The sequence below is a fragment of the Nonomuraea sp. NPDC048916 genome (assembly GCF_040649575.1).
GTDB lineage: Bacteria > Actinomycetota > Actinomycetes > Streptosporangiales > Streptosporangiaceae > Nonomuraea.
In genome coordinates this window covers 210,338-236,307 of sequence record NZ_JBEZFS010000010.1, presented here as the reverse complement: position 1 = coordinate 236,307, position 25,970 = coordinate 210,338, and the positions used below count along the sequence as shown (strand labels likewise).

The following is a 25,970-nucleotide window of genomic DNA, read 5'->3' as shown; positions in this document are numbered from 1 at the left end:
GCACCGGTCGCCAACTATCCGACCCACGAGAAAGGGGCACTCGGTGGCAGGCGTCGATCTGAGCCGGAAGGCACTCGAGCTGTTGCAGGACTCGGTGCACGATCGAGGCATCGACCTGGTCAAGCTCAAGGACGGCAAACCGGCGGACAAGACGCCCGCGACGTTCGGCGGCGCGTTCCCGGCGGCGAAGCCCGAGTCCACGATCTTCGGCGATCTCGCCGACTCCGCCGGGCTGGCCTCGGCCGTGGACACGATCGAGCACCAGGTGGCCGACGAGCTCGGCGCCGCCAAGAACCACCTCGACGGCGTCGAGCGCGCCCTCGACCTGGTCCGCCGTAACATCCGCACGGCCGACGACGCCTCCACCGTGCGGGATCCGTCGTGAGCCTGCGTGACCAGATCGCCGCCCTCCACGACGGCCACAAGTTCACGGCCGTCATGGACAAGGTGGCCGGCGACCCCGTCGAGATCAGGCGCATCGCCGCGCGCTGGAACACCGCCGGCTACGACATCGTGGGCAATATGAACGTCCTGGCGGGCGCGGTCCGCAGGGTGGACGACCGGTGGAAGGGAGCGTCGGCGAACGCCTTCGTCACCTACATGGCCGGCTACGGCAAGGCCGGGCAGGGCATGAACGACGCCCTGGTGTCCTGCGCCGGCTCCCTGAACGAGGTGGCCGACGCGCTGACCAAGGCCCGCAACGGCGTCCACGAGATCGGCGAGGGGCTGCTGAAGGACGTCAACAGCCTGCGTACGACGTACGCGCAGGATCCCGACACGACCCAGGAGCAGCTGAACACCGCTATTTCCGGAAAAGTCAGCACAGCCGCCGCCTCCGCGCAGAGCTATGTGGACACGGCCACGAGCGTGGCGTCCACCTCGCTGAAGAACATCAGCAAGCGCTTCGGCGAGGAGAAGACCCTCTTCTCCGACATCCCCCTCGCGGGCGGTCAGCCGTTCGTCCCCGGCTCCGGCGACCGGGTCGAATGGATCGCGGTGCCCCCCGACGAGCAGCGGCGGACCGGCCTCGCCGGCGGTGACACGGGCGGCTCAGGCGGCTCAGGCGGGTCCGGCGGCGACTACGGCTACTCCGGCAGCTCGTCGGGCGGCAACACGCCCCGCCCGAAGGCCGAGGTGGTCGAGTGGATCAAGCAGGCCCTCACCATCATCAAGTCGCCGGAGATGGCCGCGATCCTGCGGCGACGCGACATCGACGTGAGCGACCTCGACCCGGACGACCCCAAGGACATCGAACGGATCTGGACCGTCATCTACCACGAGTCGGGCGGCAACCCCAGCGCGATCAACCGGTGGGACATCAACGCCCAGAACGGTGTCCCGTCGCAGGGCCTCATGCAGACGATCCCGCCCACCTTCGACGCCCACAGCCTGCCCGGCCACAAGCGGATCCTCGAGCCGGTCGACAACATCATCGCGGGCGTGCTCTACACCTACAGCCGCTACGGCGACCTGAGCCGCCACCCGGGCATCGCCTCCCTGGAGAGCGGCGGCGGCTACCGCCCCTACTGACCCGCCGACGGCGAAGGGCGCGCACCGCCCGCGCGGCACCCGCCCTTTTCCGTCGTCATCCGTCCGAGCCGGCCACGCTCATGCCGTGACCGGCCCGGAAGGAAGGTCTAACCGCAGTTGCCCCAGTCGGAGGTCGTGCTGAACCTCTCGGCGCTGCCCGAGTAGCGCACGCACTTGCCCTTGGCCTGCAGCTTCACCGGCCCGGCGTAGAACTCGTAGTTACCGCCGTCGGACTGGCGCGGCCCGTTCAGCACCTCCAGAGTGGCGCTGACCGGGCTGGCCTTGCCGATGTTCGTGTTCTTCAGCGTCACCACGCAGTTCTGGCCGGTACTGCCGTTGAACAGCTGGTACGTGACACCGCCCGCGAACTGGCTGGACCGCTGGACGAAGAAGCCGCCACCGCAGACCTGGGTCGGGGAGTACGGGTTCGTGGTGTGCGTCTGCGTCGCGGTCGGCTTGGCCGACTGAGTCGGCTGCGTGGGGAACACGGTCGGCTGGGGCGCCGAGGTGCTCGGCTTGGCCGTCGCGGTCGGCGTGGCCGAGGCGCTCGGCACCGGCGTGGTCGGCGTGGTCGGCATGGTCGAGGTCGTCGGCGTCTCCGTCGGCCTGCGCCCCTGGTTGGGCGGCGTCGGGGTGGGCGCCTCGGCGCTCGGCGTCACCGTGACCGTCACCGTAACCTGAGGCTGCGGGGAGCCCGACGGATCCGGCGTCGGTTCCATGGTCTGAGTCGGCGTCGACTTCGACTTCGGTTCGTGCGACTTCTTGCGCCCCCGCCGGTCCGACTGCTCGTCGTCCGGTGCCGTCGCCGTGACCGTCACCGTCGGCTGCGTGATCGCCTGCGTCGCGATCGGCTGCGTCGGAAGCGGCGACGGGACCGTGCTCAGCTCCGGAACGGCGATGGTGCTCGGGTCGTCCCTGGGCATCTCGAACGGCATCACGCCGGTGGCCTGCGGCTCGGGGGTCTTGGCCCAGGGCACCGTCACCTCCGGCTGCGCCGACGGCTGCTTTTGCTGCTGCTGTTGCTGCGCCGGGCCCACGGGGGCGTCCGCCGAGCCCTGCTCGTTCGTCACCGAGCCGGGCGCCGGCTGCTGGTCGCCGGTGGCCGCCGCCGGCTGCAGCGTCTGCTTCGGCGCGTACTGGCTCGCTCCCCACAACCCGAGCGCGGAGACCAGGACGACCGCGGCCATGGCCGCGACCAGCCCGATCGGGAACGCCCTGCGCGGAGCCGCGTTGGCGGCGGGCTGCACGGGCCCGGGCTCCGACCAGGTCTGCTGGGGCTCCGTCGCGGACGGCGGCGGTCCCCAGTTCGCCGAGGCGGCCGCCTGCTGGGGCACCAGAGGAGCGGGAGGCGGCACCGGCAGGCCCTGCAGGGGCACGTCGTTGTTCGGCGGCACGATCGCCTGGCCGGGAGGCGGCGCCTGCTGGGGCACCACGGGCTGCGCCGGCGGCACCGGCGGCACCGGCGCGGCGGGTCCCGCGCCCGGCACGGCGGCGTTCTTGTCACCCATCAAGCCCAGCAGCGCCGCGTACGTCGTCGGCCGCTGCGCGACCAGCTTGGACAGGGCGGACAGCACGACGCCGCGCAGCGGCTCGGCCATGGCGCCCAGCTCGGGCTGCGCGTTCATGACGGCCTGCGCGTCGTGCCCGAAGGGCGGGTTGCCGGTGGCGGCGAACGTCACGACCGCGGCCCACGAGAAGACGTCCGCGTAGGGCCCGTACGGCTCCGAGTTCAGTTGCTCCGGCGAGCGGTATCCGATCTCGCCGACCGGCTCGCCGATCTCGACGTCGGTGACCCGGGGGCCGTCGTCGCCGATGATCACGTTGTGCGGGGTGAGCCCGCAGTGGGCCATCCCGGCCAGGTGGATCGGGGTCAGCGCGGTCAGCACGGCCACGGCCACCCGCTCGAGCGCGTCGCCGGTCAGCGGCCCCTCGGCCTCGACGAGCTCGGCGAGGCTGCGGCCCTCGATGTGCTCCCGGACGACGTAGGGACGCCCCTCCCACACGCCCGCGTCGAGCACCCGCGCGACGTAGGAGCTCGACACGCGCTTGGCGGACTTGAGGCGCTGGGCGACGTCCGCGTGGTCCGGTGTCTCCGGCAGCAGCTTGATCGCGACCGGGGTGCCGTCCTCACCTTGACGGCCGAGATAAACGACCCCCCGCGGACCTTCGCCTATCCGCTCTACAAGGGTGTAGCCGCCTAACTCTTCAGGGTCACGCGGATGCAAGGAGTCCATAAGCGCCCTTCCAATGAAAAATCATGTTTCACGTCACATTGAACCAAATCTGACACACCAACATCACAGGTTTACGCACCAAAACGATCGTTATTAGATTGATCGTTTGCCGTAAGGAAACCGTCAGTTCTGCCGACCGGCCCGCCAGCGCCGCCGCCTGCCCATCGGCACCACCACACGGGCGACGACCATGAATCCCGCGCAGACCAGCGCGCCCGCCCCCAGGACCGTCGCCACGTCGATCGCCCGCTGGTCGACCGGTGGCGCCTTGGTCACCACTCCCTCGGCCAGCGGGGGTGGCAGCGGCGCGGCCACCGCCACCTGCTCGGACGGGAGGACCGCGGTGACCGCGAGCATGGGATTCACCATGCCCGCCCCGGTGCCGTCGCCCAGCGCGCCGTCGGCCGTCTTCTCGATGCGCCGCCGTACCTGGTCGCTGTTCAGGCGTGGATACCTCGATCGCACCAGCGCGGCGACGCCCGCGACGTACGGCGCCGCGAAGCTCGTCCCCTTGAGGTCGTTGCGGAAGGCCTGGCCGGTCCAGGTGCTGGTGATCTTCTCGCCCGGCGCCACCACGCCGACCCTGGAGCCGGTGTTGGAGAAGTCGGACAGCCTGCCGTCCTCGCTCGCGGCGCCGACCGACAGCACCCCTTCGTAGGCGGCCGGATAGGCGGGGGTGGAGACCCCGTCCTTGTCCACGTTCCCGGCCGCGGCCACGATCACGATGTCGCGCGACAGCGCGTCGTTGACCGCCGACTTCAGGTCGGGCTGGTCACTGGCCTGCACCGAGACGTTGATCACGTCCACGCCGGCCGCGGCCGCCTTGCGGATCGCCTCCGCGAGCTTCCCGACGTCGCCGCTCTGCTCGTTGGTCTGCTTGTACGAGATCAGCCGGGCCGCCGGCGCGACCCCGTAGAAGGGGACACCCTGCAGATAGCGGCCCGCGATGATGCCGGCGGTCGCCGTGCCGTGGCCCATGCAGTCGCGATGCCCCGTCTGCGTGAGATCGACCTGCCTGACGATCCTCCCGGCCAGCGAGGGATGCCTGATGTCCACGCCGCTGTCGATGACCGCGACCGTGACGCCCTCGCCCCGCGTCAGCTTCCACACGCTGCGCGCGTCGAGACGGCGCTGCGCCCAGGACTCCCCGACCTGCATCGAGCCCTTCTCGGGATCGCATCGCACGGGTGCGGCGTGTGCGGCGACCGGCACGATGGCGACCCCCACGGCCAGCCCGCATGCCAGGAGCATCCGTCGGATCATGACCGAGAAGCATATATTGCCCCGGTTTCGCGATCAGCTCGGGCGAACAGAAAGCCCCGGCAGGCTCGCCGGGGCTCTTCCGCGGGGATCAGCGTGTCGCGGACTCGATGTTGCCCCGGTAGGTGTTGATGACCCGAGCGGCCTCCTGCAGTTCCTCCGTCATCCGCTGGAAGGCGGCCCGGTAGTTCTGCCAGGCGCCCTGGAAGCGCACGGCTCCCGGACCGGTCCAGGCCGTGCCTACCTTCGCCGCCTCGCGGTCGAGCGCCGTCATCGTGGTGCGCACCGCTTCGGACTGTTGTGTGAACTGGGTGGCCATCAACTGCATTTCTCCGGGGTCGCCACCGAGCAGACTCTGGCTCATGCATACCTCCTGGATCGTCGTGATAGCGCCCTCACCATAGGCGCGGCGCCAATCCATCGCCCGCGTTATACCGAGCGGCTATGGTCTTCCAGAGGATTATTCGGATCTAAGGAGCATCCGACCAATGCGCGAGGTTGTGGTGACCGGCGGTGGCACCGGAATCGGCTACGCCATCGCGGACGCGTTCATCTCACTCGGCGACCACGTCACGATCACCGGCCGCCGCGAACACGTGCTCAAGGAGGCGGCCGGTCGTCTCGGCTGCGCGGCCGTGCCGTTCAACGCCGCCAGCCCCGTCGCCGTGCAGGAGGCCGTGACGAGCCTGCCCGAGCGGGTGGACGTGCTCGTCAACAACGCGGGCGGCAACACCAACCTGGACCGCCAGGAGCCGGGCGACCTCATGGAGGTGGCCGAGAGCTGGTGGGCCAACCTCAACGCCAACCTGCTCTCCGCCGTGCTGGTCACCACCGCCCTGCTGCCGCGGATCGGCAAGGGCGGCCGGGTCGTCTCGATCGGCTCGATCGCCGCCCGGGGCACGGGCTCCGGCTCGTACGGCGCGGCCAAGGCGGCGCTCGAGTCCTGGACCGCCGACCTCGCGGCCCAGCTCGGCCCCAAAGGAGCCACCGCGAACGTGGTCGCTCCCGGGCTGGTGGTCGACACGGAGTTCTTCCGCGGCCGGCTGACCGACGAGGGCATCAGGGCCCGCGTGGAGAACACCCGCAACGGCCGCCCGGGCACTCCGGCCGACGTGGCCGACACGGTGATCTTCCTCGCCTCACGGGGCGCGAGACATCTGACGGGGCAGGTACTGCACGTGAACGGCGGCGCATACCTGGGTCGCTGACAGCGAGCCGACAGCCAGCACTTACACTCCCTTGAGTTGCCCGCCGAGGAAGGATGACGTCGGTGCAGAAGGTTCTGATCGCCAACCGTGGTGAGATCGCGGTCCGCGTGGCCCGCGCCTGTAAGGACGCCGGGATCGGGAGTGTCGCGGTCTACGCCGACCAAGACCTCGACTCGCTCCACGTGAGAGTGGCCGACGAGTCCTACGCGCTGGGCGGTCAGTCACCCGCCGAGACCTACCTCGACGTCGCCAAGCTGCTGGAGATCGCCAGGCGCTCCGGCGCCGACGCTGTGCACCCCGGCTACGGCTTCCTCGCCGAGAACGCCGGCTTCGCCCAGGCCGTCATCGACGCGGGCCTCGTCTGGATCGGCCCGCCGCCCGCCGCCATCGCCGCGCTCGGCGACAAGGTGCGGGCCAGGCACATCGCGCAGAAGGTCGGCGCGCCGCTGGTCGCCGGCACCAAGGACCCGGTCTCCGGGGCCGACGAGGTGGTGGCGTTCGCCGAGGAGCACGGGCTGCCGATCGCCATCAAGGCCGCCTACGGCGGCGGCGGGCGCGGCATCAAGGTCGCGCGCACGCTCGGCGAGGTGACCGAGCTCTACGAGTCGGCCGTGCGCGAGGCCGTGACCTCCTTCGGGCGCGGCGAGTGCTTCGTGGAGCGCTACCTCGACCGGCCGCGCCACGTGGAGACCCAGTGCCTGGCCGACCACGAGGGCAACGTGGTCGTGGTCAGCACCCGCGACTGCTCGCTCCAGCGCCGCCACCAGAAGCTGGTCGAGGAGGCGCCCGCCCCCTTCCTGAGCGCGGAGCAGCTGGAGATCCTCTACTCCAGCTCCAAGGCGATCCTGCGCGAGGCCGGCTACGTCGGCGCCGGCACCTGCGAGTTCCTTGTCGGCCAGGACGGCACGATCTCCTTCCTCGAGGTCAACACCCGGCTGCAGGTCGAGCACCCGGTGACCGAGGAGGTCGCGGGCGTCGACCTGGTGCGCGAGATGTTCCGCATCGCCGACGGCGAGCCGCTGGGCTACGGCGACCCGGAGCTGCGCGGCCACTCGATCGAGTTCCGGATCAACGCCGAGGACGCGGGCCGCGGCTTCCTGCCCGCGCCGGGCACGCTGACCGTCCTGCGGGCGCCGTCGGGGCCCGGCGTCCGGCTCGACTCCGGCTACGAGGCCGGGATGACCGTGCCGCAGACGTTCGACTCGCTGGTGGCCAAACTGATCGTGACCGGCCGCACCCGGCAGGAGGCGCTCGAGCGCAGCCGCCGGGCGCTGGCCGAGTTCGAGATCGCCGGCATGCCGACCGTGCTGCCGTTCCACCGCGCGATCGTGTCCGACCCGGCCTTCTCCGCCGAGCCGTTCGCCGTCCACACCCGGTGGATCGAGACCGAGTTCGACAACACGATCGAGCCCTACACGGGCGACGTGGAGGCGGGCGAGCCCGCGCCGCGTGAGACGGTGACCGTCGAGGTCGGCGGCAAGCGCCTGGAGGTGGTCCTGCCGGCGGGCCTCGGCATCTCGGGTGCTACGCCTTCGGCGAACAAGAAGCCCAAGCGCGGCGCGGGCGGCGCGAAGAAGGCGGCCGCGGGCGGCGACGCCCTGGTGAGCCCCATGCAGGGCACGATCGTCAAGGTCGTCGCCGGCGACGGCGACACGGTGGCCGAGGGCGACACGGTGGTGGTGCTCGAGGCCATGAAGATGGAGCAGCCGCTGACCGCCCACAAGTCGGGCACGATCACCGGGCTCAGCGCGGCCGTCGGGCAGACCGTCACGTCCGGAGCCACCATCTGCGAGATCAAGGACGTCTGACGAGCGGAGACGAAGATCCGCGCCGTCGCCGCACACCCGTCCCGTCCGGTACGGGTAACGTGCGGGGTGAGGAACTTTGCCAACCGCCCGTTCGTCCTCATGGGCGAAGGAGGCTTGCTGCCAATGACCCATTCGCTGCGCCGAACTGGGGCCGCGCTCGCGGCTCTGATCGCCGGTCTACTCGTCGTCCTTGCGTTGTCGCCTGCCGCACACGCGGCCGCGCCCCCTGACGCCGCGTCTGTGCTGGCCCATTGGAAGGACCAGAAAGATCCCCTGTACGTGGGGTCCGGCTCCTCGTTGAGTTCGGATCAGCAGGACAAGATTCGCGAGATTCTGAAGGATTCCAAGAGCGACGTCTACGTCGCCGCGTTGCCCGACGGCTCGGTCACCGATCCCAAGGCCTATGTCGGCGAGCTGGGCACCTTGACCGCGAAGGCCAAGGGTGGCGGCCAGATCACCGTGGCCGTGCTCGACGGCAACTCGCTGTTCGCCGGCTCCAACTTCGGCCGCGCCGGGATGACCGACCAGTTGTCGAAGCTCGCCGTCCGCAACAATGACGACATCGTGAGCGGCATGCAGGACTTCGTCGAGCGGGTCAACCTGATGGCCGACGGCAAGAGCAACTCCGCGCTCAAGTCCGGTCCGGTGGGCGGCAGCGGTGGCGGCAGCGGCGTGCTGGTCGGCCTGGGCGTGCTCGCGCTGGTCGGCGGTGGCGGCTACTTCCTCTACTCCAAGAACCGCAAGAAGAAGCAGGCCATCCAGGACGCCAAGGACCTGGCCGCGGTCAAGCAGACCGTCGAGGAGGACGTCACCAAGCTCGGTGAGGAGATCACCGAGCTCGACACCGACGTCGTGCTCTCCGGTCAGGGCGGGCAGCACATCGGCGAGTGGCAGCAGGCGCTCGACTCCTACGAGAAGGCCAAGGCGCAGCTCGCCACGGTGGAGCGGGCCGACCAGGTGCGCGAGGTGACCCAGACGCTCGAGGACGGCCGCTACGCGCTGGCCGTGGTGAAGGCCAGGGTCAACAACCAGCCGGTGCCCGAGCGGCGCGCCCCCTGCTTCTTCAACCCGCAGCACGGCCCGTCCGCGCGTGACGTGCGCTGGGCTCCGCCCGGTGGCGCGGTGCGCGACGTGCCGGCCTGCGCCTCCGACGCCGAGGCCGTGGAGCGCGGCTTCGACCCGCAGATGCGCGAGGTCATGGTCGATGGCCAGCGCCGGCCCTACTACGACGCGGGCCCGGCCTACCAGCCCTACGCCTACGGCTACTACGGCGGCTTCGGCGATGTCATGACCGGCATGTTCATCGGCACCATGATGGGCAGCATGCTCGGCGGCGGCTGGGGCATGGGCGGCTTCGGCGGCGGTTACTCCGACGGCGGCGGCGCTGGAGACTTCAGCGGCGGCGGAGACTTCGGTGGTGGCGGCGGCTGGGGCGACTTCGGCGGCGGCGGAGACTTCGGCGGCGGAGACTTCGGCGGCGGCGACTGGTAGTCCCCGCTGGACGATCGGGCGCGTTTCCCTCCGGGGAGCGCGCCCTTTGTCTTGTCGGGAATCGCCTTCACCGGAAGCCGTCTTCGCCGTGCATCGTCTCCGCCGTGCTCCTCACGTCACTGGGCATGGACTCGAGACGGGTCGTACGAGACGGGGTCGTACGCGCAACGGGCGTGCTGGAAGGAGAGGCTCAGATAGCCGCTTCGGGCTGCATGAGGCGGCGGGCGGCCTCGGTGATGGAGCCGGAGAGCGACGGGTAGACCGCGAACGTGTGGGCGAGTTGGTCGACGGTCAGGCGCTGCTGGACGGCGACCGAGACCGCCAGGATCAGCTCTGACGCCCGCGGCGCCACCACCACGCCGCCGAGCACGATGCCGGTGTTGGGGCGGCAGAAGAGCTTGACGAAGCCGTCGTTGAAGCCCTGCATCTTGGCGCGGGCGTTGGTCGCCAGCGGCAGCTTGACCACGTTGGCCTCGATCTGGCCCGCCTCGATGGCCCGCTGCGCCACGCCGACCGCCGCGATCTCGGGGTCGGTGAAGATGTTGGAGGCGACCGTGGCCAGCCGCAGTGGCTGGACGGCCTCGCCGAGGGCGTGCCAGACGGCGATGCGGCCCTGCATGGCGGCGACCGAGGCGAGCATGAGCACGCCGGTGCAGTCGCCCGCGGCGTAGACGCCGGGCGCGGAGGTGCGCGAGACCTTGTCGACCTTGACGAAGCCCTGCCGGTCGAGCTGCACCCCGGCCTCCTCCAGCCCGATGCCCCCGGTGTTGGGCACCATGCCGACCGTCATCAGCGCGTGGGAGCCCTCGGCCGTGCGGCCGTCTTCGAGCGTCACCACGACGCCGTCGTCGGTGCGCTTGACGGAGGAGGCGCGCGAGCGGCCCATGACGTTCATGCCGCGGCGGCGGTAGACCTCTTCGAGCACCTCCGCGCCGTCGGCGTCCTCGTTGGGCATCATCCGGTCGCGGCTGGAGACGAGCGTGACCTCGGCCCCGAGCGAGCGGTAGGCGCCGGCGAACTCCGCGCCGGTGACGCCGGAGCCGATCACGATCAGGTGCTCGGGCAGCTCGTCGAGGTCGTAGAGCTGGCGCCAGTTGAGGATGCGGTCGCCGTCGGGCTCGGCGCCCGGCAGGACGCGCGGCGTGGCGCCGGTGGCCACGAGGACCACGTCGGCCCTGATCGTACGGTCACCCGCCCTGACCACCTGCGGGTCGACCAGCCGGCCGCGTGCGTTGACGATCTCGACGCCCTCGGCGGCGACCCTGGTCGCGATGTCGGCCGACTGCGCCTGCGCCAGCTCCTTGACCCGCTTGTTGACCAGCGGCAGGTCGACGGTCGCCGCGCCGACGTCGCCATCCTCTCCGCCGGAGAACGCGACGCCCAGCGAAGAGGCGTCGAGCAGCGCCTGCTTGCGGACCGAGGTCGCGATGAGCGTCTTGGACGGCACGCAGTCGGTCAGCACGCACGCGCCGCCAGGGCCGTCCTGCTCGACCATCGTGACTTGCGCCCCCAACTGCGCAGCCACCAGCGCCGCCTCGTAGCCGCCTGGTCCGCCACCGATGATCACAATCCTTGTCACGTGTCCCATTCTCCCGCATGCCTCGACCTGCTGGAGAACGGGGCGGCCCGCCGCGCGCTACTCTTGTCTGCTGTGCCTGTCTACGCCGCCTACGGCAGCAACATGGACCCTGAGCAGATGGCGATGCGCGCTCCGCACTCTCCGATGCGTGACGTCGGCTGGCTGCAGGGCTGGCGCCTGACGTTCGGCGGGGAGGACATCGGCTGGGAAGGCGCGATGGCCACCATCGTCGAAGACCCCGACGAGCACGTCTTCGTCGTCCTTTATGACGTGCCCGAGTGGGACGAGCACTCGCTCGACCAGTGGGAGGGCGCGGCGCGCGGCCTCCACCACAAGGTGCGGCTGCGGGTGCAGACGCTCGAGGGCGACCAGGTCGCCTGGTTCTACGTGCTCGACGGCTACGAGGGCGGTCTGCCCTCCGCGCGCTACCTGGGCATCCTGGCCGACGCGGCCGAGCGGGCGGGCGCGCCCGACGACTACGTCAAAGAGCTGCGGGGACGCCCCTGCAAATCGCTTGGCGACTAACCTCCTCCTGCACCGTCCCGATGTGCCTGCCCGACGCCCCTGTCCGACGCCCCTGTCCGACGACCCTGTCCGACGACCCTGTCCGACGACCCTGTCCGACGACCCTGTCCGACGACCCTGTCCGGTGACCCGGCACGACGACCCTGTCCGACGACCCTGCGCCCTGCCTGACGCCCCGGCACGGCGACCCCGGCACGAAGAGCCGGCCCTCGCGGCCGACGGGCCGTCGTGGTCACCGAGGGCCGGGCAAACGCTCCGGACGGCAGCCCGCCCGGCGGGCATGTGAAGGACCACGGCGAACGCGCTCCGCGTCACGACGCGGACTCCTTTGCCGACGCGTACGGAAGTGGCTACTCTGCGGTTGGGTGACCGAAACGGTCAGATAGCCCTGGGCCAGGTTTTCGAATCCGACACAGAAACGGCTCTCCGTGGACGTTCTCGACCGACGCCTCGTCGCGGCCCTGCAGGTCAGCCCGCGCGCGTCGTGGGGCGAGATCGGCAGGGTGATCGGCGAGCACGAACGCACCGTGGCGCGCCGGCTGCAGCGGCTGATCGCCGACGGGGTCGTACGCGTCACGGCCATCTACGACGACCTGCGCTCCGGCAATGGACGCCCCGTCCACCTGCACGTACAGGTCCGTCCCGGGACAGCCGGGCGGGTCGCCGAGACGCTGGCCCGCCGGCCCGACGCGCGGTCGGTCTACACTCTGACCGGCGCCGCCGACGTCGGCTGCGAGCTGGTCTCCCCCTCGCGGGAGGCCCTGGACGACATCCTGTCCACGCAGATCAGCACCATCGACGGGGTGCTGCGGACCCGGACCCAGGTCGTGCTGCACACGTTCGTGACCGTGGCAGAGTGGCACGCCCCCTACCTGACCGAGCGGGAGGTGGCCGAGCTTCGGCCGCCGGCGACCGGGCCGCTGCCCGACGAGGACGGCCTGTCTCCGCTGGAGCAGGAGCTGGCAGAGCTGCTCGTCGCCGACGGCAGGGTCGCCTTCACCGCGATCGCCGAGCGGCTCGACGTCTCCGTGCCGACGGCTCGCAGGCGGGTGACCTCGCTGCTCGACCGGCGGCTGCTGCTCCTGCGGGCCGAGGTCGAGCCCGCCCTGCTCGGCCTGGCGGTCGAGGCCGCCCTCTGGCTCAAGGTCCGCCCGCACGGGCTCGACCGGGTCGGCCAGACGCTGGGGGCTCACCCCGACGTCCGCTACTGCGCCGCCACGACCGGCACCCACTCCATGATCGCTCAGGTGGCGGTCCCGCACGAGGCCGACCTCTACCGTTTCCTGTCCGGCGTCGTCGGGCTGCTCGACGAGATCACCGACCTCGACGTCACCCTCATCACCCGCGCCTACAAGCGTGGCCACCTGCACAAGTCCGGCATGCTCACCCTGGAGAAGACACCATGACCCCTGCCGAGAAGGAAGTAGCGGAGCTCTGCGTCGAGCTGATCCGCGTCGACAGCAGCAACTACGGCGACGGCAGCGGCCCCGGGGAGCGCGCCGCCGCCGAGGTCGTCATGGCCAGGCTGGCCGAGGTGGGCATCGAGCCCACCTACATCGAGAGCGAGCCCGGCCGCGGCAACGTGATCACCCGGGTCGAGGGCACCGACCCGTCGCTGCCCGCGCTGCTCGTGCACGGCCACCTCGACGTGGTGCCGGCCAACGCGGCCGACTGGTCGGTCGACCCGTTCGCCGGCGAGGTGCGCGACGGCTACATCTGGGGCCGGGGCGCGGTGGACATGAAGGACATGGACGCGATGATGCTGGCCGTGCTGCGGCAGATGACCCGCGAGGGGCGCCGGCCGCGCCGCGACCTGGTCTTCGCCTGGCTGGCCGACGAGGAAGCGGGCGGCACGTACGGCGCCAAGCACCTCACCAAGCACCACCCCGAGCTGTTCGAGGGCGTCACCGAGGCGATCAGCGAGGTGGGCGGCTACTCCCTGGAGGTCGACCCGTCCCTGCGGCTCTACCTGATCGAGACCGCCCAGAAGGGTCTCGCTTGGATGCGGCTCATCGCCGACGGCACTGCCGGGCACGGCTCCATGCTCAACTCCGACAACGCGGTCACCGAGATCGCCAGGGCGGTGGCCCGCGTGGGGGCCCACGACTGGCCGATCACGCTCACCCCGACCGTGCGCCGCTTCCTCAGCGAGGTCGCCGACGCCTTCGGCCTCCCGTTCGACGAGGACGCTCCGGAGCCGATCCTGGACCAGATCGGGCCGCTGGTCCGCTTCGTCGGCGCCACGCTCCACCACACGGCCAACCCGACCCAGCTCGACGCCGGCTACAAGTCCAACGTGATCCCCGGCCAGGCCACGGCCGTGATCGACGGCCGCTTCCTGCCGGGGCACGAGGACGACTTCTTCAAGACCATCGACGCGCTGATCGGGCCCAAGGTGCGCCGCGAGTTCGTGCACCACGACATCGCGCTGGAGACCACGTTCGACGGCGCCCTGGTCGAGTCGATGATCGCGGCGCTGAAGGCGGAGGACCCCACCGCGCGGGCCGTCCCCTACTGCATGTCGGGCGGCACCGACAACAAGACGTTCTTCGCCGACCTGGGGGTGCGGGGGTTCGGGTTCGTGCCGCTGCGGCTGCCGGCCGGCATGGACTTCGCCTCGATGTTCCACGGCGTGGACGAGCGGGTGCCGGTGGAGGCGCTTCAGTTCGGGGTGCGGGTGCTCGACAGGCTGCTCCTACACTACTGACGTGAGCAACGACGCCTACTCCCTGGCCCAGCAGGCCGCCGCGGCGCTGACTGGCGCCGCGGGCCATGACACCTTCGACGTCGCCCTCGTCATGGGCTCCGGCTGGGTTCCGGCCGCCGACGCGATCGGGCAGACGGTCGCCGAGATCCCCTTCGCCGACCTGCCCGGCTTCTCCGCGCCCGCCGTGGCCGGTCACGGCGGCAAGATCCGCGTCGTCCGCACCGATGCCGGGCGCCACGCGCTCGTCTTCCTCGGCCGCAGCCACCTCTACGAGGGGCGCGGCGTCGACTCGGTCGTCCACGGCGTGCACCCCGCCGCGGCCGCGGGGGTGCGCACGGTCGTCCTGACCAACGCGGCCGGCGGCCTGCGGCCCGAGACGCAGCAGGTCGGCGACCCGGTGCTGATCAGCGACCACATCAACCTGACCGGCGCCAACCCGATCACCGGCACCACGTTCATCGACCTCACCGAGGTCTACTCCCGGCGGCTGCGCGACCTCGTGCACGAGGTCGACCCGAGCATCGCCGAGGGCGTCTACGTGGCCTTCCGCGGCCCGACCTACGAGACTCCGGCCGAGATCCGGATGCTGCGCACGCTCGGCGGCGATCTGATCGGCATGTCCACCGTGCTGGAGGCCATCGCCGCCCGCGAGGCCGGCCTCGACGTCCTCGGGATCTCGCTGGTCACCAACCCGGCGGCGGGCCTGGCCGGCGAGCCGCTCAACCACGAGGAGGTCCTGGAGGTCGGGCGCGCCACCGCCACCCGCATGGGCGTCCTGCTGGCCAAGGTCGTGGACCGGCTGTGAGCGGCGATCTCCTCCGGCGGGCCCGCCAGTGGCTGCTCCAGGACCCCGACCCTGACACCCGGACCGAGCTGTCCGACCTGATCGAGCGCGAGGACCTGGCCGCGCTGCGCGACCGCTTCCACGCCAAGCTGGAGTTCGGCACCGCGGGCCTGCGCGGCGAGCTCGGCGCGGGCCCCAACCGGATGAACCAGGTCACCGTCATGCGGGCCGCCGCCGGGCTGGCCGGGGTGCTGGGCGCGGGCCGGCATGTGGTCGTGGGCTACGACGCCCGGCACAAGTCCAGTGTGTTCGCCCGTGACACGGCCAGGGTGCTGACCGGCGCCGGCCTGCACGTCTCGCTGTTGCCCGGCCCGCTGCCGACCCCGGTGCTGGCCTTCGCCGTGCGCCGCCTCGACGCCGACGCGGGCGTGATGGTCACCGCCAGCCACAACCCGCCGAGGGACAACGGCTACAAGGTCTACTGGGGTGACGGCTCCCAGATCGTGCCGCCGATCGACAGCGAGATCTCCGCCGCCATCGACGCCGTGGGCCGGGTCGACCGGCTGCCGCTCGACGGGCCCGGCACCCTCACCGAGCTGGGCGAGGCCATCGTCGACGACTATCTCGAAGCGGTCACCGCGCTCCCCCTCGGCGACGCCCGCGAGCTGCGGGTCGCCTACACCCCGCTGCACGGCGTCGGCGGGGCCACGCTGACGGGCGCGTTCCTGGAGGCCGGGTTCGAGAGCCCGATGTCGGTCGAGGAGCAGCGCAACCCCGACCCCGACTTCCCCACGGTGGCGTTCCCCAACCCGGAGGAGCCGGGGGCGATGGACCTGACCATCGCGCTCGCCTCCAAGATCAACGCGGATCTGGTGCTGGCCAACGACCCCGACGCCGACCGGTGCGCGGTGGGCGTGCCGCTGGGCGACGGCACGTTCCGCATGCTGACCGGCGACGAGGTGGGCGGTCTGCTGGCCGAGCACGTGATCACGCACACGACCGGCGACCGCATGGTGGCCACCACGATCGTGTCCTCGACCCTGCTCGGCAAGATCGCCCAGGCGCACGGCGTCCGCTACGGCGAGACCCTCACCGGCTTCAAGTGGATCATTAAGGCCGGGCCCGGCCTCGTCTTCGGCTACGAGGAGGCGATCGGCTACAGCGTCGGCTCCGACGCCGGGCTGCCGGTGCGCGACAAGGACGGCATCGGCGCCGCGCTCACCGTGGCCGCGATCGCGGCGGCGGCCAAGCGTGACGGCCGCACCCTGATCGACCTGCTCGACGACCAGGCCAGGCGCTATGGCCTGCACGCCACGTCGCAGCTGTCGCTCCGGGTCGACGACCTGTCGCTGATCGCGGACGCCATGGCCCGCCTGCGCGCCCGGCCGCCGGGCGAGCTGGGCGGCCGGGTCGTCACGGCGGCCGACGACCTGAGCAGGGGTGACGGCGGCCTGCCGCCCACCGAAGGGCTCCGCTACCACCTGTCGGGCGACGCCCGGGTGGTGATCCGGCCCTCGGGCACCGAGCCCAAGCTCAAGTGCTACCTGGAGGTGGTGGTGCCGGTGACCGGCGACGTCGCCGACGCCCGCGCCCTCGCCGCCCGCGAGCTCGGCGCCCTGACCTCCGATCTCGACGCCATCCTCGCGTCCGGCTCCTAGACGTCAAAGGGCCACATCTGGTGGGTCCGGCCATGGACAGGCCAGATGTGGCCCCTTCACCACGCGAAGGTCTCACAGCTGAGACCATCCCGAAATGGGAGACCACGAAAACCACCCCGTGACACCATCCTGTCCAATAGTCTCATCAGTGAGACCATTGGAGAGCATGCGTGGAGCCCTTCATCGGCAGGACACGGGAACTGGCTGTGCTGAAGCGCACCCTGGAGAAGACGGACACCAGCCACTTCGCCCGCCCCGGACGTGCGCTGCTCATCCGGGGTCGCCGGCGCGTGGGGAAATCGAGACTGGCGGAGGAGTTCATCAGGCGAGCCCGGCTCCCCCACGTCTACTACACCGCCACCGGCCAGACGCTGGGCGAGGAGATCCGTACCTTCAGCGAAGAAGTGCGCACGTCCGACCTGCCTGACGCGGCCACCTTCGGCACACAGCCGCAGCCCAGATCGTGGCTCGACGCGCTCACCCTCCTGGCGCGCGCCCTTCCCGAGGACTCGCCCAGCATCGTGGTGATCGACGAGCTGCCCTATCTGATCAAGATAGATCCATCCCTCGAGAGCGTACTTCAGAAGGTCTTCGACAAGGAGTTCTCGAGGCGACCTGTGCTGTTGCTGCTCATCGGCTCGGACCTGTCCATGATGGAGGCGATCAATACCTACGACCGGCCCTTTTACCAGCGTGCCGTAGATTTCGTGGTCAATCCCCTCACGCCTCATGACATCGGTCAGGCACTGAGCCTGCGAGCGGTGGAAGCGTTCGACGCCCACCTGGTCTCCGGCGGGCTGCCGATGATCTGCGAGGAGTGGCCCGTGGGCGGCTCGCTCTGGGACTACCTGGAGCAGGCGGTCGAAAACCCGCTGTCGGCCCTGATCGTCAGCGGGGAGCGAGCGCTGGCCGCGGAATTTCCGCCCGAGGCCCTGGCCCGCCAGGTCCTCACCGCGGTCGGATCGGGTCAGCGCACGCATGCCAATATCGCCGCCGCCACCCGGGACATCTCGCGTGCGACGATGAACCGCGCGCTCCAACTCCTGGTGGAGAAGCGGATGATCGCACTAGAACGACCGCTGTCGACCCGGCCGTCTCGGGAGACGCGCTACCGCGTCATCGACACGCACCTCCGCTTCTGGATCCCGTTCATCGGCGCTCGCCTGACCGATATCGAGCGCGGGCGTGGGGACAGGATCCTGGAACGCATCCGCAAGTCGTGGACGTCGTGGCGGGGGATGGCGGTCGAGCCGCTCATCCGCGAGTCGCTGCGGCGGATGGACGGGCTGCCGGAGGGCACGGGCGCCGTGGGCAGCTACTGGACCAGGGCCAACGATCCTGAGATCGACCTCGTCGGCGCCGACCGGGAGCCGGTGGCCAAGGAGGTCACGATGGTGGGGTCGATCAAGTGGCTGGAGAACCGGCCGTTCGACCACCACGACCTGAGCGAGCTGATCGTCCACCGGTCCAAGATGCCCGGGGCCGACACCTCCACGCCGCTCTACGCGGTCTCGCGCAGCGGGTGCGACGTGGAGGGGGTCAGACACGTGACGCCCGAAGAACTACTGGACGTCTGGCGCTAGGCGAGCCGAAACTCCAGGTCGATGTTCCACTTGTTGGGGTCTGGCTCAACGCGCGGGTCGGTGTTGTAGAGCTCCAGCCGGCAACCCCAGCCTTCGACGCCGTTCGTCTCCGACAGGTCCCACTTCAGGTCTCGCTTCGCCGCCCATTCCAGCAGCGCCTCGATGACGCCGACGAGCTGGTCCGGGTGACCGTGATGGGACACGGTCGCGTAGCGGCCGGCGGGCAGGTGGGCGGCGAAGATCTCACCCTCGCCCGCCACCGGCTCCGCGACCGGCACACCCGCCTCGACCACCAGCCGGTCTGCCGCCATGTCGATGCTGTCGTAGCGCAGGAACGGCGCTCCGGCCGGGGCGACCCCCCGCTGGGCGAGCCAGCCGATCAGCTCGCCGATGCGGTCGGCGACCTGGCCGAAGGTCGTCATGGTGATGGTCTTGCGGATTCCCACGTACGGACGGTCGGGGTGTTCCACGATATTGGGCATTGTCGTCCTCCTTCACCTACCTGTACGGACCGACTGCCCCAAACTCATCGGCAGACCGAAGAACGGGAACAACCGGGTGTCCAGGTAGGCGCTCGTCCCGGCGATGAGGCCCCGCTCGACCTCGACCACCACCAGGCCGAACGGCTCTCCGCGCAAGTACTGGCCGAAGGCGGGCGAGCCGTTGGCCCGGACTGGGACGAGGCGGGAGCCGCCACAGGGCGCGTCGGCGCCGAGCATGGCCCGGCGAATCTCCTCCCGACCCCGCAGCCACCACGCGAACGGCGGCATCGACATCGTGGCGTCCTCGTGCAGCAGCGAGACCAGCCCGTCGACGTCGTAGCGTTCGAACGCGTCCACGTAGCGGGCCAGCAACTCCTCGTCCACCTCCTGCCGCGGCTCCGGAGAGGCGGGCAGGGCGGCTCTGGCCCGCTGCAACGCGCTGTTGACCGCGGCGACGCTGCCGCCGAGCAGGCCGGCCACCTCCGCCGCGCTCCAGCGCAGGACGTCGCGCAGGATCAGGACGGCCCGCTGGCGGGGCGGAAGGTGCTGCAGCGCGGCCACGAACGCCAGCCGTACCGTCTCCTTCGCGACGGCGAGTTCGGCGGGGTCGGCGTGGAGCACACGGTCGTCGGGCACCGGCTGGATCCACCTGTGGCCCGGCAGCGGCGCGCCGAGGTCGGCGCCGGGCGAGGAGGCGGGACCGAGGTCCATGGCCCGCGCCCGGCGCTGCGTGCCGCGCAGCATGTCGAGGCAGACGTTCGTGGCGATGCGGAACAGCCACGAGCGCAGCGGCGCCCGGTCGGGGTCGTAGCCGGCGTGCCAGGCCTTGACCAGCGTCTCCTGCACCGCGTCCTCGGCCTCGAACCCGGAGCCGAGCATGCGGTAGCAGTAGCCGGTCAGCTCGGTCCGGTGCGACTCCAGCTCGATGGCGTCCACTAGGCCGGGACCACCTCGATCTGGAGCTCGGTCACCCACTCGTCGAGGTTCTCGGGGCAGTGCAGGGAGACCTCCCACGAGGGCGACCGAACGCTAGCCGCTCTCCTCGATCCAGCGGGCCGGCGTCTGGAACGTCGACCCGGCCCCCTCCATGGGCCCGTGGTGGATGGTCGTGGCCGCCGTCTTGATGGTGCGGAGAGATCTCCGATGCCGAACATGCCCCCTCCAGGCGTACGGGCTCACACGGTGTCAGGGTCAACACGATAGGGGCTAGGCAGGACCCCATTTAGCGGGATATCTTGCGACACATGGCAACCGAACGTTCGGTAGGTCCGGCGCTGGAGGTCTATCTCACCGACCGCGACGCCGACGCGCGGGTGCGAATCAGGACGGCGGCGGTGCTGTTGTTCGCGCGGCAGGGCTATGCCGCGACGACCATCAGGGACCTCGCTCGCGCCATCAACATGACCAATGCCGGGATCTATCACCATGTGTCGAGCAAGGAGGCCCTCCTCGCCGACCTGATGCGGGCCGGGCACCGGGGGCTGATCGACTCGGCCGACCGGGTGCTCGACCACGCCCTGCGGCCGGTGGACCGGCTCGCCCTGCTGATCAGCTCGCTCACCGCCATCCACGCCATGAACCCGATGCTCACCCGGGTGATGGACGGCGAACTCCGTTCCCTCACCCCCGGATCCGCCGCCCACGACGAGATCATCGCGCTGCGCGACGCCTACGAGGACCGCTGGCGAGCCGCCCTCGACGACGGCGTCTCGGCAGGCGCCTTCCGCATCGCCGACCGGAGGCTGACCCGCCTCGCCCTGATGTCCATGTGCACCGGCACCAGCGAGTGGTACCGCCCCGACGGCGACTCCACGCTGGAGCAGGTGTGCGCCGAGTTCGTGGCGATCGGCCTGGCCGCGGTCCGCGCGCCCGCCCAGTCCGTCGCGGCGTGCGACTTCTCCCTGCTACCAGCCTTTCCGTGGGAGCCGCCGAATGTCTGACACGATCCCCGACTTACTCAGATACGCCGCCAGAACGTACGGGTCGCGCGAGTTCCTCCGCTTCCCGGACGCCTCGCTGAGCTTCACCGAGACCGACGAGCTGACCGACCGGCTGGCCGGGGCGCTGGCCGCCAAGGGAGTGCGGCCGGGTGACCGGGTGGCCATCATGATGGACAACGTCCAGGAATGGCCGCTGAGCTGGCTGGCCATCCTCAAGGCCGGGGCGATCGCGGTGCCGGTGAACGTCCGTTATCGCGCGGCCGACCTGGAGCACGTGTTGCGCGACTCGGGCGCCGTGGCCACCCTGACCACGTCCGAGCACGCCGCCCACATCCCCGGCACGGTCCACGACGTGCGGGACCTCGCCGCCGGCCGGTGGGATCCACCCGAAAGTTCGCCCGGCCCCCACGATGTGGCGAATTTTCAGTACACGTCGGGGACCACGGGCTTCCCCAAGGCCTGCATGCTCACCCACGACTACTGGCTCAGAACCGCCCGGGTCGTCGCCGAGCGGATCGGCCTCCGCGACGACGACGTCATGCTGATCGCCCAGGCCCACTCCTATATGGACCCGCAGTGGACCACGCTCCTCTGCCTGATGGGCGGCATCCCCCACGTGGTGCTCCCCCGCTTCTCCGCCTCCGGCTTCTGGCCGTCGGTCCGCGAGCAGGGGGCGACCCTGACGTACGTGCTGGGAACGATGCCGATGCTGATGTTCAAGCAGCCGCCGCACCCGCTGGACCAGGACAACCGGATGCGGCTCGTGCTCTGCTCCGGCATCGCCCCCGACCTGCACCAGGCCTTCGAGGAGCGCTGGGGGGCACCTTGGCGCGAGCTCTACGGCTCCACCGAGTCCGGCGCCGACCTGATGGTCGCCCCGGAGGCGGCCGAGACGATCGGCACCGGCGCCATGGGCCGCCCGCCCGCCGGCAAGGAGGTCATGATCGCCCGGCCGGGCAGCGTGCCGCCGGAGGAGGTTCCCGACGGGGAGCAGGGCGAGATCGTGGTGCGGGGCGTGCCGATGATGAAGGGCTACTGGAACCACCCCGAGGCCACCGCCCGGGCCTTCGAAGGCGGCTGGTACCACACCGGCGACCTGGGCTTCCGCGACGCCGACGGCTACATCCACCACTCGGGACGGATCAAGGACATGGTCCGCAGGGGCGGCGAGAACATCTCCTGCGCCGAGGTCGAGCGCGTGCTCGGACAACATCCCGCGGTGCTGTCCGCCGCTCTGGTGCCCATCCCCGACGAGCTCTTCGGCGAGCTGCCGAAGGCCTTCATCCAGCTCCGTCCCGGCCACACCCCCGACCGGGACACGGCCATGAGCGTCATCGACCTCGCCAGGAGACGGCTGGCCAGGTTCAAGATCCCGGCGTACGTCGAGTTCGTCGACGGGTTCTCGCTGACCCCGTCCGCCCGCATCGAGAAACGCCACCTGCTACATCCCGAACGCGACCAGCGTGCCGGGGCCATCGCCGTGGAACAGGAGATTCGATGATCGACGTGGCCGTGCGCGACGAGGTGGCCGTGGTCACCCTGCGACGACCGGACAAGCTCAACGCCCTCACCGCCGACATGCGCAGGCAACTCGCCGCGGCCGTCCGGGCCCACGGAGACGGCAAGCTCGCCAGGGGGATCGTCGTCACCGGCACCGGCCGGGCGTTCTCGGCCGGCGAGGACATCAACGAGGCGGTCGGGCAGTCGCTGCTCGACGAGGTCGAGCTCTTCCACGACCTGACCAGGGCGGTGCTGGAGACCCAGGTGCCGGTGGTCGCGGCGGTCAACGGCCTGGCCGTGGGCGGCGCGGCCGAGTGGACCCTCTGCTTCGACGCCCGCATCGGGACACCGTCGGCCGAATACTTCCTGCCGGAGAACCACATCGGGCTGTCCATCTCCAACGGCTCCAGCCTGCTGCTGCGCAGGCTGGTGGGGGCCCGGGCGCTGCGGCTCGTGCTCGACTCGGCCCGGCTGAGCGCGGCCGAGGCGCAGTCGGCGGGGCTCCTGGACGAGATCGTCGAGCCGGGTGCGCTCGTGGCGACCGCGATCGGGCTCGTCCACCGGTGGACCCAACCCGGCACGGCCACCACCGTCCACCTGAAACTGCTCCGGCCGTCACTGGCGGACGTCGAACAGGCCTTCGCGGCCGAGACCGAGGCGGCGAGGTACGTCGAGGAGACCGGGACGGCCAGGGCGGGCATGGACCGCTTCGTCAACCGGCGGGCCACCTGACGGCGGCCGGCGCAGGGGTCAGGCGATCTCGATCGACCGACCCGTGACACCCCGCGCGGCGGCGCGCCAGGCCGGGCGGAGCGCCGGGTCAGTCGATCACGATGGCGGCGACCAGCAGGGCGATCGCCACGGCGAGGATCGCGAAGGAGTCGATCGCCCAGCTGACCCGGACCGGCGCGGCCTGGTCGCCGCGCCGGCCGGCCGACTCCGCGCGCTCGGTGATCTGCTCGCCGAGCCAGTCGGCGTGCGTCTTGCCGGCGAGCGCCTCGGCCGCGGCCTGCTCGCCCTTGGACAGCGTGGGCTCGGTCTGGAACCGGCCCCGCTGCGGCCTCGCCCCGACCCGGCGGCGAGCCTTGGCCCGCTCTCTGGCCGTGCTCACCGGGGTCCACAGGCGCAGGATCCGGTCGTCGCCGAGGTGAACGTTGATCGAGTGCGACACCGTCACCTCCTTCACCGACGCCCACGGCACGAAGGTGGTGCGCAGCGGGTTGCGCGCGAGGAGCCCATCCTCGGCGAGCACGGTGGCGGGCCGTAGCCCGGACATGTAGACGCCCGCGGTCAGCACCATGAGCACGGCGAGCGCCACCAGTGCCGGCTTGCCGTTGAAACGGACGATCAGGTCGACCGTGTTGACCGCGACGAACGCCACCCACACCCAGCCGAGGACGAAGGCGAACCTGGAACGGTAGGTCTGCTTCACGACTGCCACTTGATCTGCGCGAACCCGGGCTTGATCAGGCCGTTGATCAACGCCAGCCGCTCGTCGAACGGGATGAACGCCGACTTCATCGCGTTGACCGTGAACCACTGCAGGTCGTCCCAGTCGTAGCCGAACGCCTCGACCAGCTTGTCGAACTCCAGCGACAGGGTGGTGGAGCTCATCAGCCGGTTGTCGGTGTTGACCGTCACCCGGAAGTAGAGGCGGCGCAGCAGCCCGATCGGATGGTCGGCGATCGAGGAGGCGGCTCCGGTCTGCAGGTTGGACGTGGGGCACATCTCCAGCGGGATGCGCTTGTCACGCACGTACGCGGCCAGCCGGCCCAGCTTGGCGGAGCCGTCCTCCGCCACGGAGATGTCGTCGATGATCCGCACCCCGTGGCCCAGCCGGTCGGCCCCGCACCACTGGATGGCCTGCCAGATCGACGGCAGCCCGAACGCCTCGCCCGCGTGGATCGTGAAGTGCGCGTTCTCCCGCTGGAGGTATTCGAACGCGTCGAGGTGGCGCGTGGGCGGGTAGCCGGCCTCGGCTCCGGCGATGTCGAAGCCCACCACGCCGACGTCGCGGTAGCGCACGGCCAGCTCGGCGATCTCCATCGAGCGCGCCTTGTGCCGCATCGCGGTCAGCAGAGTGCCGACCCGGATCCCGCGCCCTTCGGAGCCCATGGCGAACCCCTCCAGCACCGCCTCGACCACCTGGTCGAGGCTGAGCCCCGTCGTGGTGTGCTGCTCGGGCGCGAACCGCACCTCCGCGTAGACGACGCCGTCGGCTGCGAGGTCTTCGGCGCACTCGGCGGCGACCCGCACCAGGCTCTCGCGCGTCTGCATGACGCCCACCGTGTGCTCGAACGTCTCCAGGTAGCGCTCCAGCGACCCGGAGCCGGACGCCTCCTCGAACCAGGTCCGGAGGTTGTCGGGATCGGTGGTGGGCAGCGCGCCGTAGCCGGTCTCCCGTGCCAGCTCCACGATCGTCTCGGCCCGGAGGCCGCCGTCGAGGTGGTCGTGTAGCAGCACCTTCGGCGCCCGCCGAATCTGGTCAATCGTGGGGCTCATCTCGCCATGATACGAGCCCGCCGCCGCCCTGGCTCCCGCACGCCCACGGCCGCCTGTCAGATGACCCGCCGGCCGAGCCGGACGCCTGGCGGGTGGCACGCTTGCCGAGCCGGACGCCGGCCGGCTGGGACGCCGGCCGAGCCGGACGCCGGCTGTGGGACTACGCGCGGTTGGCGTTCTCCGGGGTGAAGGCCGGGAGGCAGACGGCGATGTACTCGGCGCCTTCCGGGCCCGAGCTGTAGCGGACCTTCTCGCCCGGCTCGGTGACCAGGCTCTGGCCGGCTCCGACCTCGGTGGTGCCTCCGGCGTGTTCGACGACGACCGTGCCGCGCAGGACGACGGTGTATTCGGTGAACGACGGCGTCTGGGCGGGCTCCTCCCAGCCGGGCGGTGCGACCATGTGGGCGATGGAGACCGCCTCGTCGCCGCTGTTGACGCGGCCGACGTGCTCCTCGATGACCTTGCCGCCCGGCACCGGAATCCGTGTGGGGCCCTCGATCTTTCTCATCCGGTCAGTGTGCCACGTCGATGACCAGGCGGTCGGGGCCGGTGTATTCGCGAACCCTGAAGGGCGTGCGCTCGGTGGCGAGCAGGGCGATGCCGACGTGGCCCTCGAAGTCGCCGGTCTTGACCACGTCCTTGATGGTCGTCAGGGAGACGGGCATCGGGCCGCCCGTCCAGGTGGGGGTGCCGTCTCCGGTGTGGGCGTCGGCGGGGGTCAGCAGGAGATAGAGGCAGGCGCGGCCACGGAGGTCGATGGGGTCGCCCGAGCCCTCCTGCTCCACCTTGTCCACCCAGCGGGCGGTGTAGCCGGGGATTCCTCCCCTGAAGTCGATCACGACGCGGTCGAACGTGTCGTGGCGGCCGTAGCGGACTCCCGTCAGCAGGGCGGGCTCGCGGCCGTCGTGCGGGACCTCCACGGCCGCGGTGCTCGTGGGAGGGGGGACCCGTCCGGCCGTCTCACCGGGCGTCGGCGGCGCGGGGGTGCCGGGCCGCACCGAGCTCGTCGCACCGGTGTCCTGCGTACCGGGGTTCTGCGCGCCGGTGTCCTGCGCACCGCCGTTCGGTACGCCGGTTCCGCAGGCGGCCTGTGTCAGGCCGCAGATCAGCACGGCGGCGCCCGCGGCGACGCGGAGCGGCCACGCCCTGCCCGGCCTGGAGGCGGGTGTCGGAGTCATG

Annotated in this window: 24 protein-coding genes; 14 read left to right on the top strand and 10 right to left on the bottom strand. The window is 70.9% G+C overall.

The features are described from left to right. The first annotated feature begins 43 nt into the window (after positions 1-43). The gene (locus AB0C16_RS13010) at positions 44-385 is read left to right on the top strand and encodes a hypothetical protein (RefSeq protein WP_357682030.1); all 342 of its coding nucleotides are present in this window, start codon (positions 44-46) and stop codon (positions 383-385) included. Continuing rightward, positions 382-1,530, top strand: coding sequence for a transglycosylase SLT domain-containing protein (locus tag AB0C16_RS13005; RefSeq protein ID WP_357682028.1), 1,149 nt, complete (start codon positions 382-384; stop codon positions 1,528-1,530). The genes AB0C16_RS13010 and AB0C16_RS13005 overlap by 4 nt, the downstream gene beginning before the upstream one ends. 107 nt (positions 1,531-1,637) lie before the next feature. Here AB0C16_RS13005 and AB0C16_RS13000 read toward each other — a convergent pair whose 3' ends face one another. The 3 genes from AB0C16_RS13000 to AB0C16_RS12990 all read right to left on the bottom strand — a co-directional run bounded on the left by AB0C16_RS13000 (position 1,638) and on the right by AB0C16_RS12990 (position 5,388). Further along, entirely contained in the window at positions 1,638-3,764 is a 2,127-nt protein-coding gene (locus tag AB0C16_RS13000) for a protein kinase (RefSeq protein ID WP_357682026.1), read from the bottom strand. A gap of 123 nt (positions 3,765-3,887) precedes the next feature. Then, on the bottom strand, positions 3,888-5,015 hold the full coding sequence (gene mycP / locus AB0C16_RS12995) for a type VII secretion-associated serine protease mycosin (RefSeq protein ID WP_357682024.1): 1,128 nt from the start codon (positions 5,013-5,015) through the stop codon (positions 3,888-3,890). Positions 5,016-5,115: 100 nt separating this feature from the next. Beyond that, entirely contained in the window at positions 5,116-5,388 is a 273-nt protein-coding gene (locus AB0C16_RS12990) for a WXG100 family type VII secretion target (RefSeq protein WP_357682022.1), read from the bottom strand. Positions 5,389-5,512: 124 nt separating this feature from the next. Here AB0C16_RS12990 and AB0C16_RS12985 point away from each other — a divergent pair, with 124 nt between their 5' ends. The 3 genes from AB0C16_RS12985 (at position 5,513) to AB0C16_RS12975 (ending at position 9,531) form a co-directional block, all read left to right on the top strand. Continuing rightward, positions 5,513-6,232: an SDR family oxidoreductase gene (locus AB0C16_RS12985; protein WP_357682020.1), complete on the top strand. Its 720-nt coding sequence runs from the start codon at positions 5,513-5,515 to the stop codon at positions 6,230-6,232. A gap of 62 nt (positions 6,233-6,294) precedes the next feature. After that, a complete protein-coding gene (locus AB0C16_RS12980; RefSeq protein ID WP_357682018.1) occupies positions 6,295-8,040 on the top strand; it encodes a biotin carboxylase N-terminal domain-containing protein in 1,746 nt (581 codons plus the stop codon). A 123-nt stretch (positions 8,041-8,163) separates the two neighbouring features. Continuing rightward, the gene (locus AB0C16_RS12975; RefSeq protein WP_357682017.1) at positions 8,164-9,531 is read left to right on the top strand and encodes a hypothetical protein; all 1,368 of its coding nucleotides are present in this window, start codon (positions 8,164-8,166) and stop codon (positions 9,529-9,531) included. A 190-nt stretch (positions 9,532-9,721) separates the two neighbouring features. Here the strand turns inward: AB0C16_RS12975 and AB0C16_RS12970 are convergent, their stop codons facing one another. Next, the gene (locus AB0C16_RS12970) at positions 9,722-11,110 is read right to left on the bottom strand and encodes an NAD(P)H-quinone dehydrogenase (RefSeq protein WP_357682015.1); all 1,389 of its coding nucleotides are present in this window, start codon (positions 11,108-11,110) and stop codon (positions 9,722-9,724) included. Positions 11,111-11,182: 72 nt separating this feature from the next. Between AB0C16_RS12970 and AB0C16_RS12965 the strand changes: the two genes are divergently transcribed. The 6 genes from AB0C16_RS12965 to AB0C16_RS12940 all read left to right on the top strand — a co-directional run bounded on the left by AB0C16_RS12965 (position 11,183) and on the right by AB0C16_RS12940 (position 18,367). After that, positions 11,183-11,635, top strand: a complete 453-nt coding sequence (locus AB0C16_RS12965) for a gamma-glutamylcyclotransferase (RefSeq protein WP_189129037.1) — start codon at positions 11,183-11,185, stop codon at positions 11,633-11,635. A gap of 428 nt (positions 11,636-12,063) precedes the next feature. Next, on the top strand, positions 12,064-13,041 hold the full coding sequence (locus tag AB0C16_RS12960; RefSeq protein ID WP_357682013.1) for an Lrp/AsnC family transcriptional regulator: 978 nt from the start codon (positions 12,064-12,066) through the stop codon (positions 13,039-13,041). Further along, the gene (locus AB0C16_RS12955; protein ID WP_357682011.1) at positions 13,038-14,342 is read left to right on the top strand and encodes a M20/M25/M40 family metallo-hydrolase; all 1,305 of its coding nucleotides are present in this window, start codon (positions 13,038-13,040) and stop codon (positions 14,340-14,342) included. The genes AB0C16_RS12960 and AB0C16_RS12955 overlap by 4 nt, the downstream gene beginning before the upstream one ends. A gap of 1 nt (position 14,343) precedes the next feature. Beyond that, the gene (locus tag AB0C16_RS12950) at positions 14,344-15,147 is read left to right on the top strand and encodes a purine-nucleoside phosphorylase (protein ID WP_357682009.1); all 804 of its coding nucleotides are present in this window, start codon (positions 14,344-14,346) and stop codon (positions 15,145-15,147) included. Further along, positions 15,144-16,784: a phospho-sugar mutase gene (locus AB0C16_RS12945; RefSeq protein ID WP_357682007.1), complete on the top strand. Its 1,641-nt coding sequence runs from the start codon at positions 15,144-15,146 to the stop codon at positions 16,782-16,784. Before AB0C16_RS12950 ends, AB0C16_RS12945 begins: the two co-directional genes overlap by 4 nt. A gap of 170 nt (positions 16,785-16,954) precedes the next feature. Continuing rightward, positions 16,955-18,367 (top strand): DUF234 domain-containing protein, encoded by a 1,413-nt coding sequence (locus AB0C16_RS12940; protein ID WP_357682005.1) that lies wholly within the window; start codon positions 16,955-16,957, stop codon positions 18,365-18,367. Here the strand turns inward: AB0C16_RS12940 and AB0C16_RS12935 are convergent. Together AB0C16_RS12935 and AB0C16_RS12930 are read right to left on the bottom strand one after the other, a co-directional pair. Then, positions 18,364-18,849: a GyrI-like domain-containing protein gene (locus AB0C16_RS12935; protein ID WP_357682003.1), complete on the bottom strand. Its 486-nt coding sequence runs from the start codon at positions 18,847-18,849 to the stop codon at positions 18,364-18,366. The genes AB0C16_RS12940 and AB0C16_RS12935 overlap by 4 nt on opposite strands. Before the next feature lie 12 nt (positions 18,850-18,861). Further along, positions 18,862-19,785, bottom strand: coding sequence for a sigma-70 family RNA polymerase sigma factor (locus AB0C16_RS12930; RefSeq protein WP_357682001.1), 924 nt, complete (start codon positions 19,783-19,785; stop codon positions 18,862-18,864). 308 nt (positions 19,786-20,093) lie between these two features. On the opposite strand from AB0C16_RS12930, the gene AB0C16_RS12925 reads away from it, so the two are divergent. From AB0C16_RS12925 to AB0C16_RS12915, 3 genes are read left to right on the top strand one after another with little or no spacing between them, the layout of a single operon-like run. Then, on the top strand, positions 20,094-20,789 hold the full coding sequence (locus AB0C16_RS12925) for a TetR/AcrR family transcriptional regulator (RefSeq protein WP_357681999.1): 696 nt from the start codon (positions 20,094-20,096) through the stop codon (positions 20,787-20,789). Continuing rightward, positions 20,782-22,290, top strand: coding sequence for an AMP-binding protein (locus AB0C16_RS12920; protein ID WP_357681997.1), 1,509 nt, complete (start codon positions 20,782-20,784; stop codon positions 22,288-22,290). The genes AB0C16_RS12925 and AB0C16_RS12920 overlap by 8 nt, the downstream gene beginning before the upstream one ends. Continuing rightward, complete coding sequence (locus tag AB0C16_RS12915) at positions 22,287-23,021, top strand: enoyl-CoA hydratase/isomerase family protein (protein WP_357681995.1); 735 nt, start codon at positions 22,287-22,289, stop codon at positions 23,019-23,021. The genes AB0C16_RS12920 and AB0C16_RS12915 overlap by 4 nt, the downstream gene beginning before the upstream one ends. Positions 23,022-23,109: 88 nt before the next feature. Here the strand turns inward: AB0C16_RS12915 and AB0C16_RS12910 are convergent, their stop codons facing one another. The 4 genes from AB0C16_RS12910 to AB0C16_RS12895 all read right to left on the bottom strand — a co-directional run bounded on the left by AB0C16_RS12910 (position 23,110) and on the right by AB0C16_RS12895 (position 25,969). Next, a complete protein-coding gene (locus tag AB0C16_RS12910; protein WP_357681993.1) occupies positions 23,110-23,721 on the bottom strand; it encodes a PH domain-containing protein in 612 nt (203 codons plus the stop codon). Beyond that, positions 23,718-24,791, bottom strand: a complete 1,074-nt coding sequence (locus AB0C16_RS12905) for an adenosine deaminase (protein WP_357681991.1) — start codon at positions 24,789-24,791, stop codon at positions 23,718-23,720. The genes AB0C16_RS12910 and AB0C16_RS12905 overlap by 4 nt, the downstream gene beginning before the upstream one ends. Before the next feature lie 160 nt (positions 24,792-24,951). Then, positions 24,952-25,299 carry a cupin domain-containing protein gene (locus AB0C16_RS12900; RefSeq protein WP_357681989.1) on the bottom strand — a complete coding sequence of 116 codons (348 nt, stop codon included), beginning with the start codon at positions 25,297-25,299 and terminating at the stop codon, positions 24,952-24,954. Between the two features lie 4 nt (positions 25,300-25,303). Then, positions 25,304-25,969, bottom strand: a complete 666-nt coding sequence (locus tag AB0C16_RS12895) for a hypothetical protein (RefSeq protein ID WP_357681987.1) — start codon at positions 25,967-25,969, stop codon at positions 25,304-25,306. Position 25,970 lies beyond the last annotated feature (1 nt).

Excerpts from the sequence above, each read along its gene's own strand:
- AB0C16_RS12905 (WP_357681991.1), bottom strand. The coding sequence starts at position 24,791 with ATGAGCCCCACGATTGACCAGATTCGGCGGGCGCCGAAGGTGCTGCTA.
- AB0C16_RS12900 (WP_357681989.1), bottom strand. The coding sequence starts at position 25,299 with ATGAGAAAGATCGAGGGCCCCACACGGATTCCGGTGCCGGGCGGCAAG.
- AB0C16_RS12985 (WP_357682020.1), top strand. The coding sequence starts at position 5,513 with ATGCGCGAGGTTGTGGTGACCGGCGGTGGCACCGGAATCGGCTACGCC.
- AB0C16_RS12975 (WP_357682017.1), top strand. The coding sequence starts at position 8,164 with ATGACCCATTCGCTGCGCCGAACTGGGGCCGCGCTCGCGGCTCTGATC.
- mycP (WP_357682024.1), bottom strand. The coding sequence starts at position 5,015 with ATGCTCCTGGCATGCGGGCTGGCCGTGGGGGTCGCCATCGTGCCGGTC.
- AB0C16_RS12920 (WP_357681997.1), top strand. The coding sequence starts at position 20,782 with ATGTCTGACACGATCCCCGACTTACTCAGATACGCCGCCAGAACGTAC.
- AB0C16_RS12990 (WP_357682022.1), bottom strand. The coding sequence starts at position 5,388 with ATGAGCCAGAGTCTGCTCGGTGGCGACCCCGGAGAAATGCAGTTGATG.
- AB0C16_RS12955 (WP_357682011.1), top strand. The coding sequence starts at position 13,038 with ATGACCCCTGCCGAGAAGGAAGTAGCGGAGCTCTGCGTCGAGCTGATC.
- AB0C16_RS12935 (WP_357682003.1), bottom strand. The coding sequence starts at position 18,849 with ATGCCCAATATCGTGGAACACCCCGACCGTCCGTACGTGGGAATCCGC.
- AB0C16_RS12915 (WP_357681995.1), top strand. The coding sequence starts at position 22,287 with ATGATCGACGTGGCCGTGCGCGACGAGGTGGCCGTGGTCACCCTGCGA.
- AB0C16_RS13000 (WP_357682026.1), bottom strand. The coding sequence starts at position 3,764 with ATGGACTCCTTGCATCCGCGTGACCCTGAAGAGTTAGGCGGCTACACC.
- AB0C16_RS12925 (WP_357681999.1), top strand. The coding sequence starts at position 20,094 with ATGGCAACCGAACGTTCGGTAGGTCCGGCGCTGGAGGTCTATCTCACC.
- AB0C16_RS12895 (WP_357681987.1), bottom strand. The coding sequence starts at position 25,969 with ATGACTCCGACACCCGCCTCCAGGCCGGGCAGGGCGTGGCCGCTCCGC.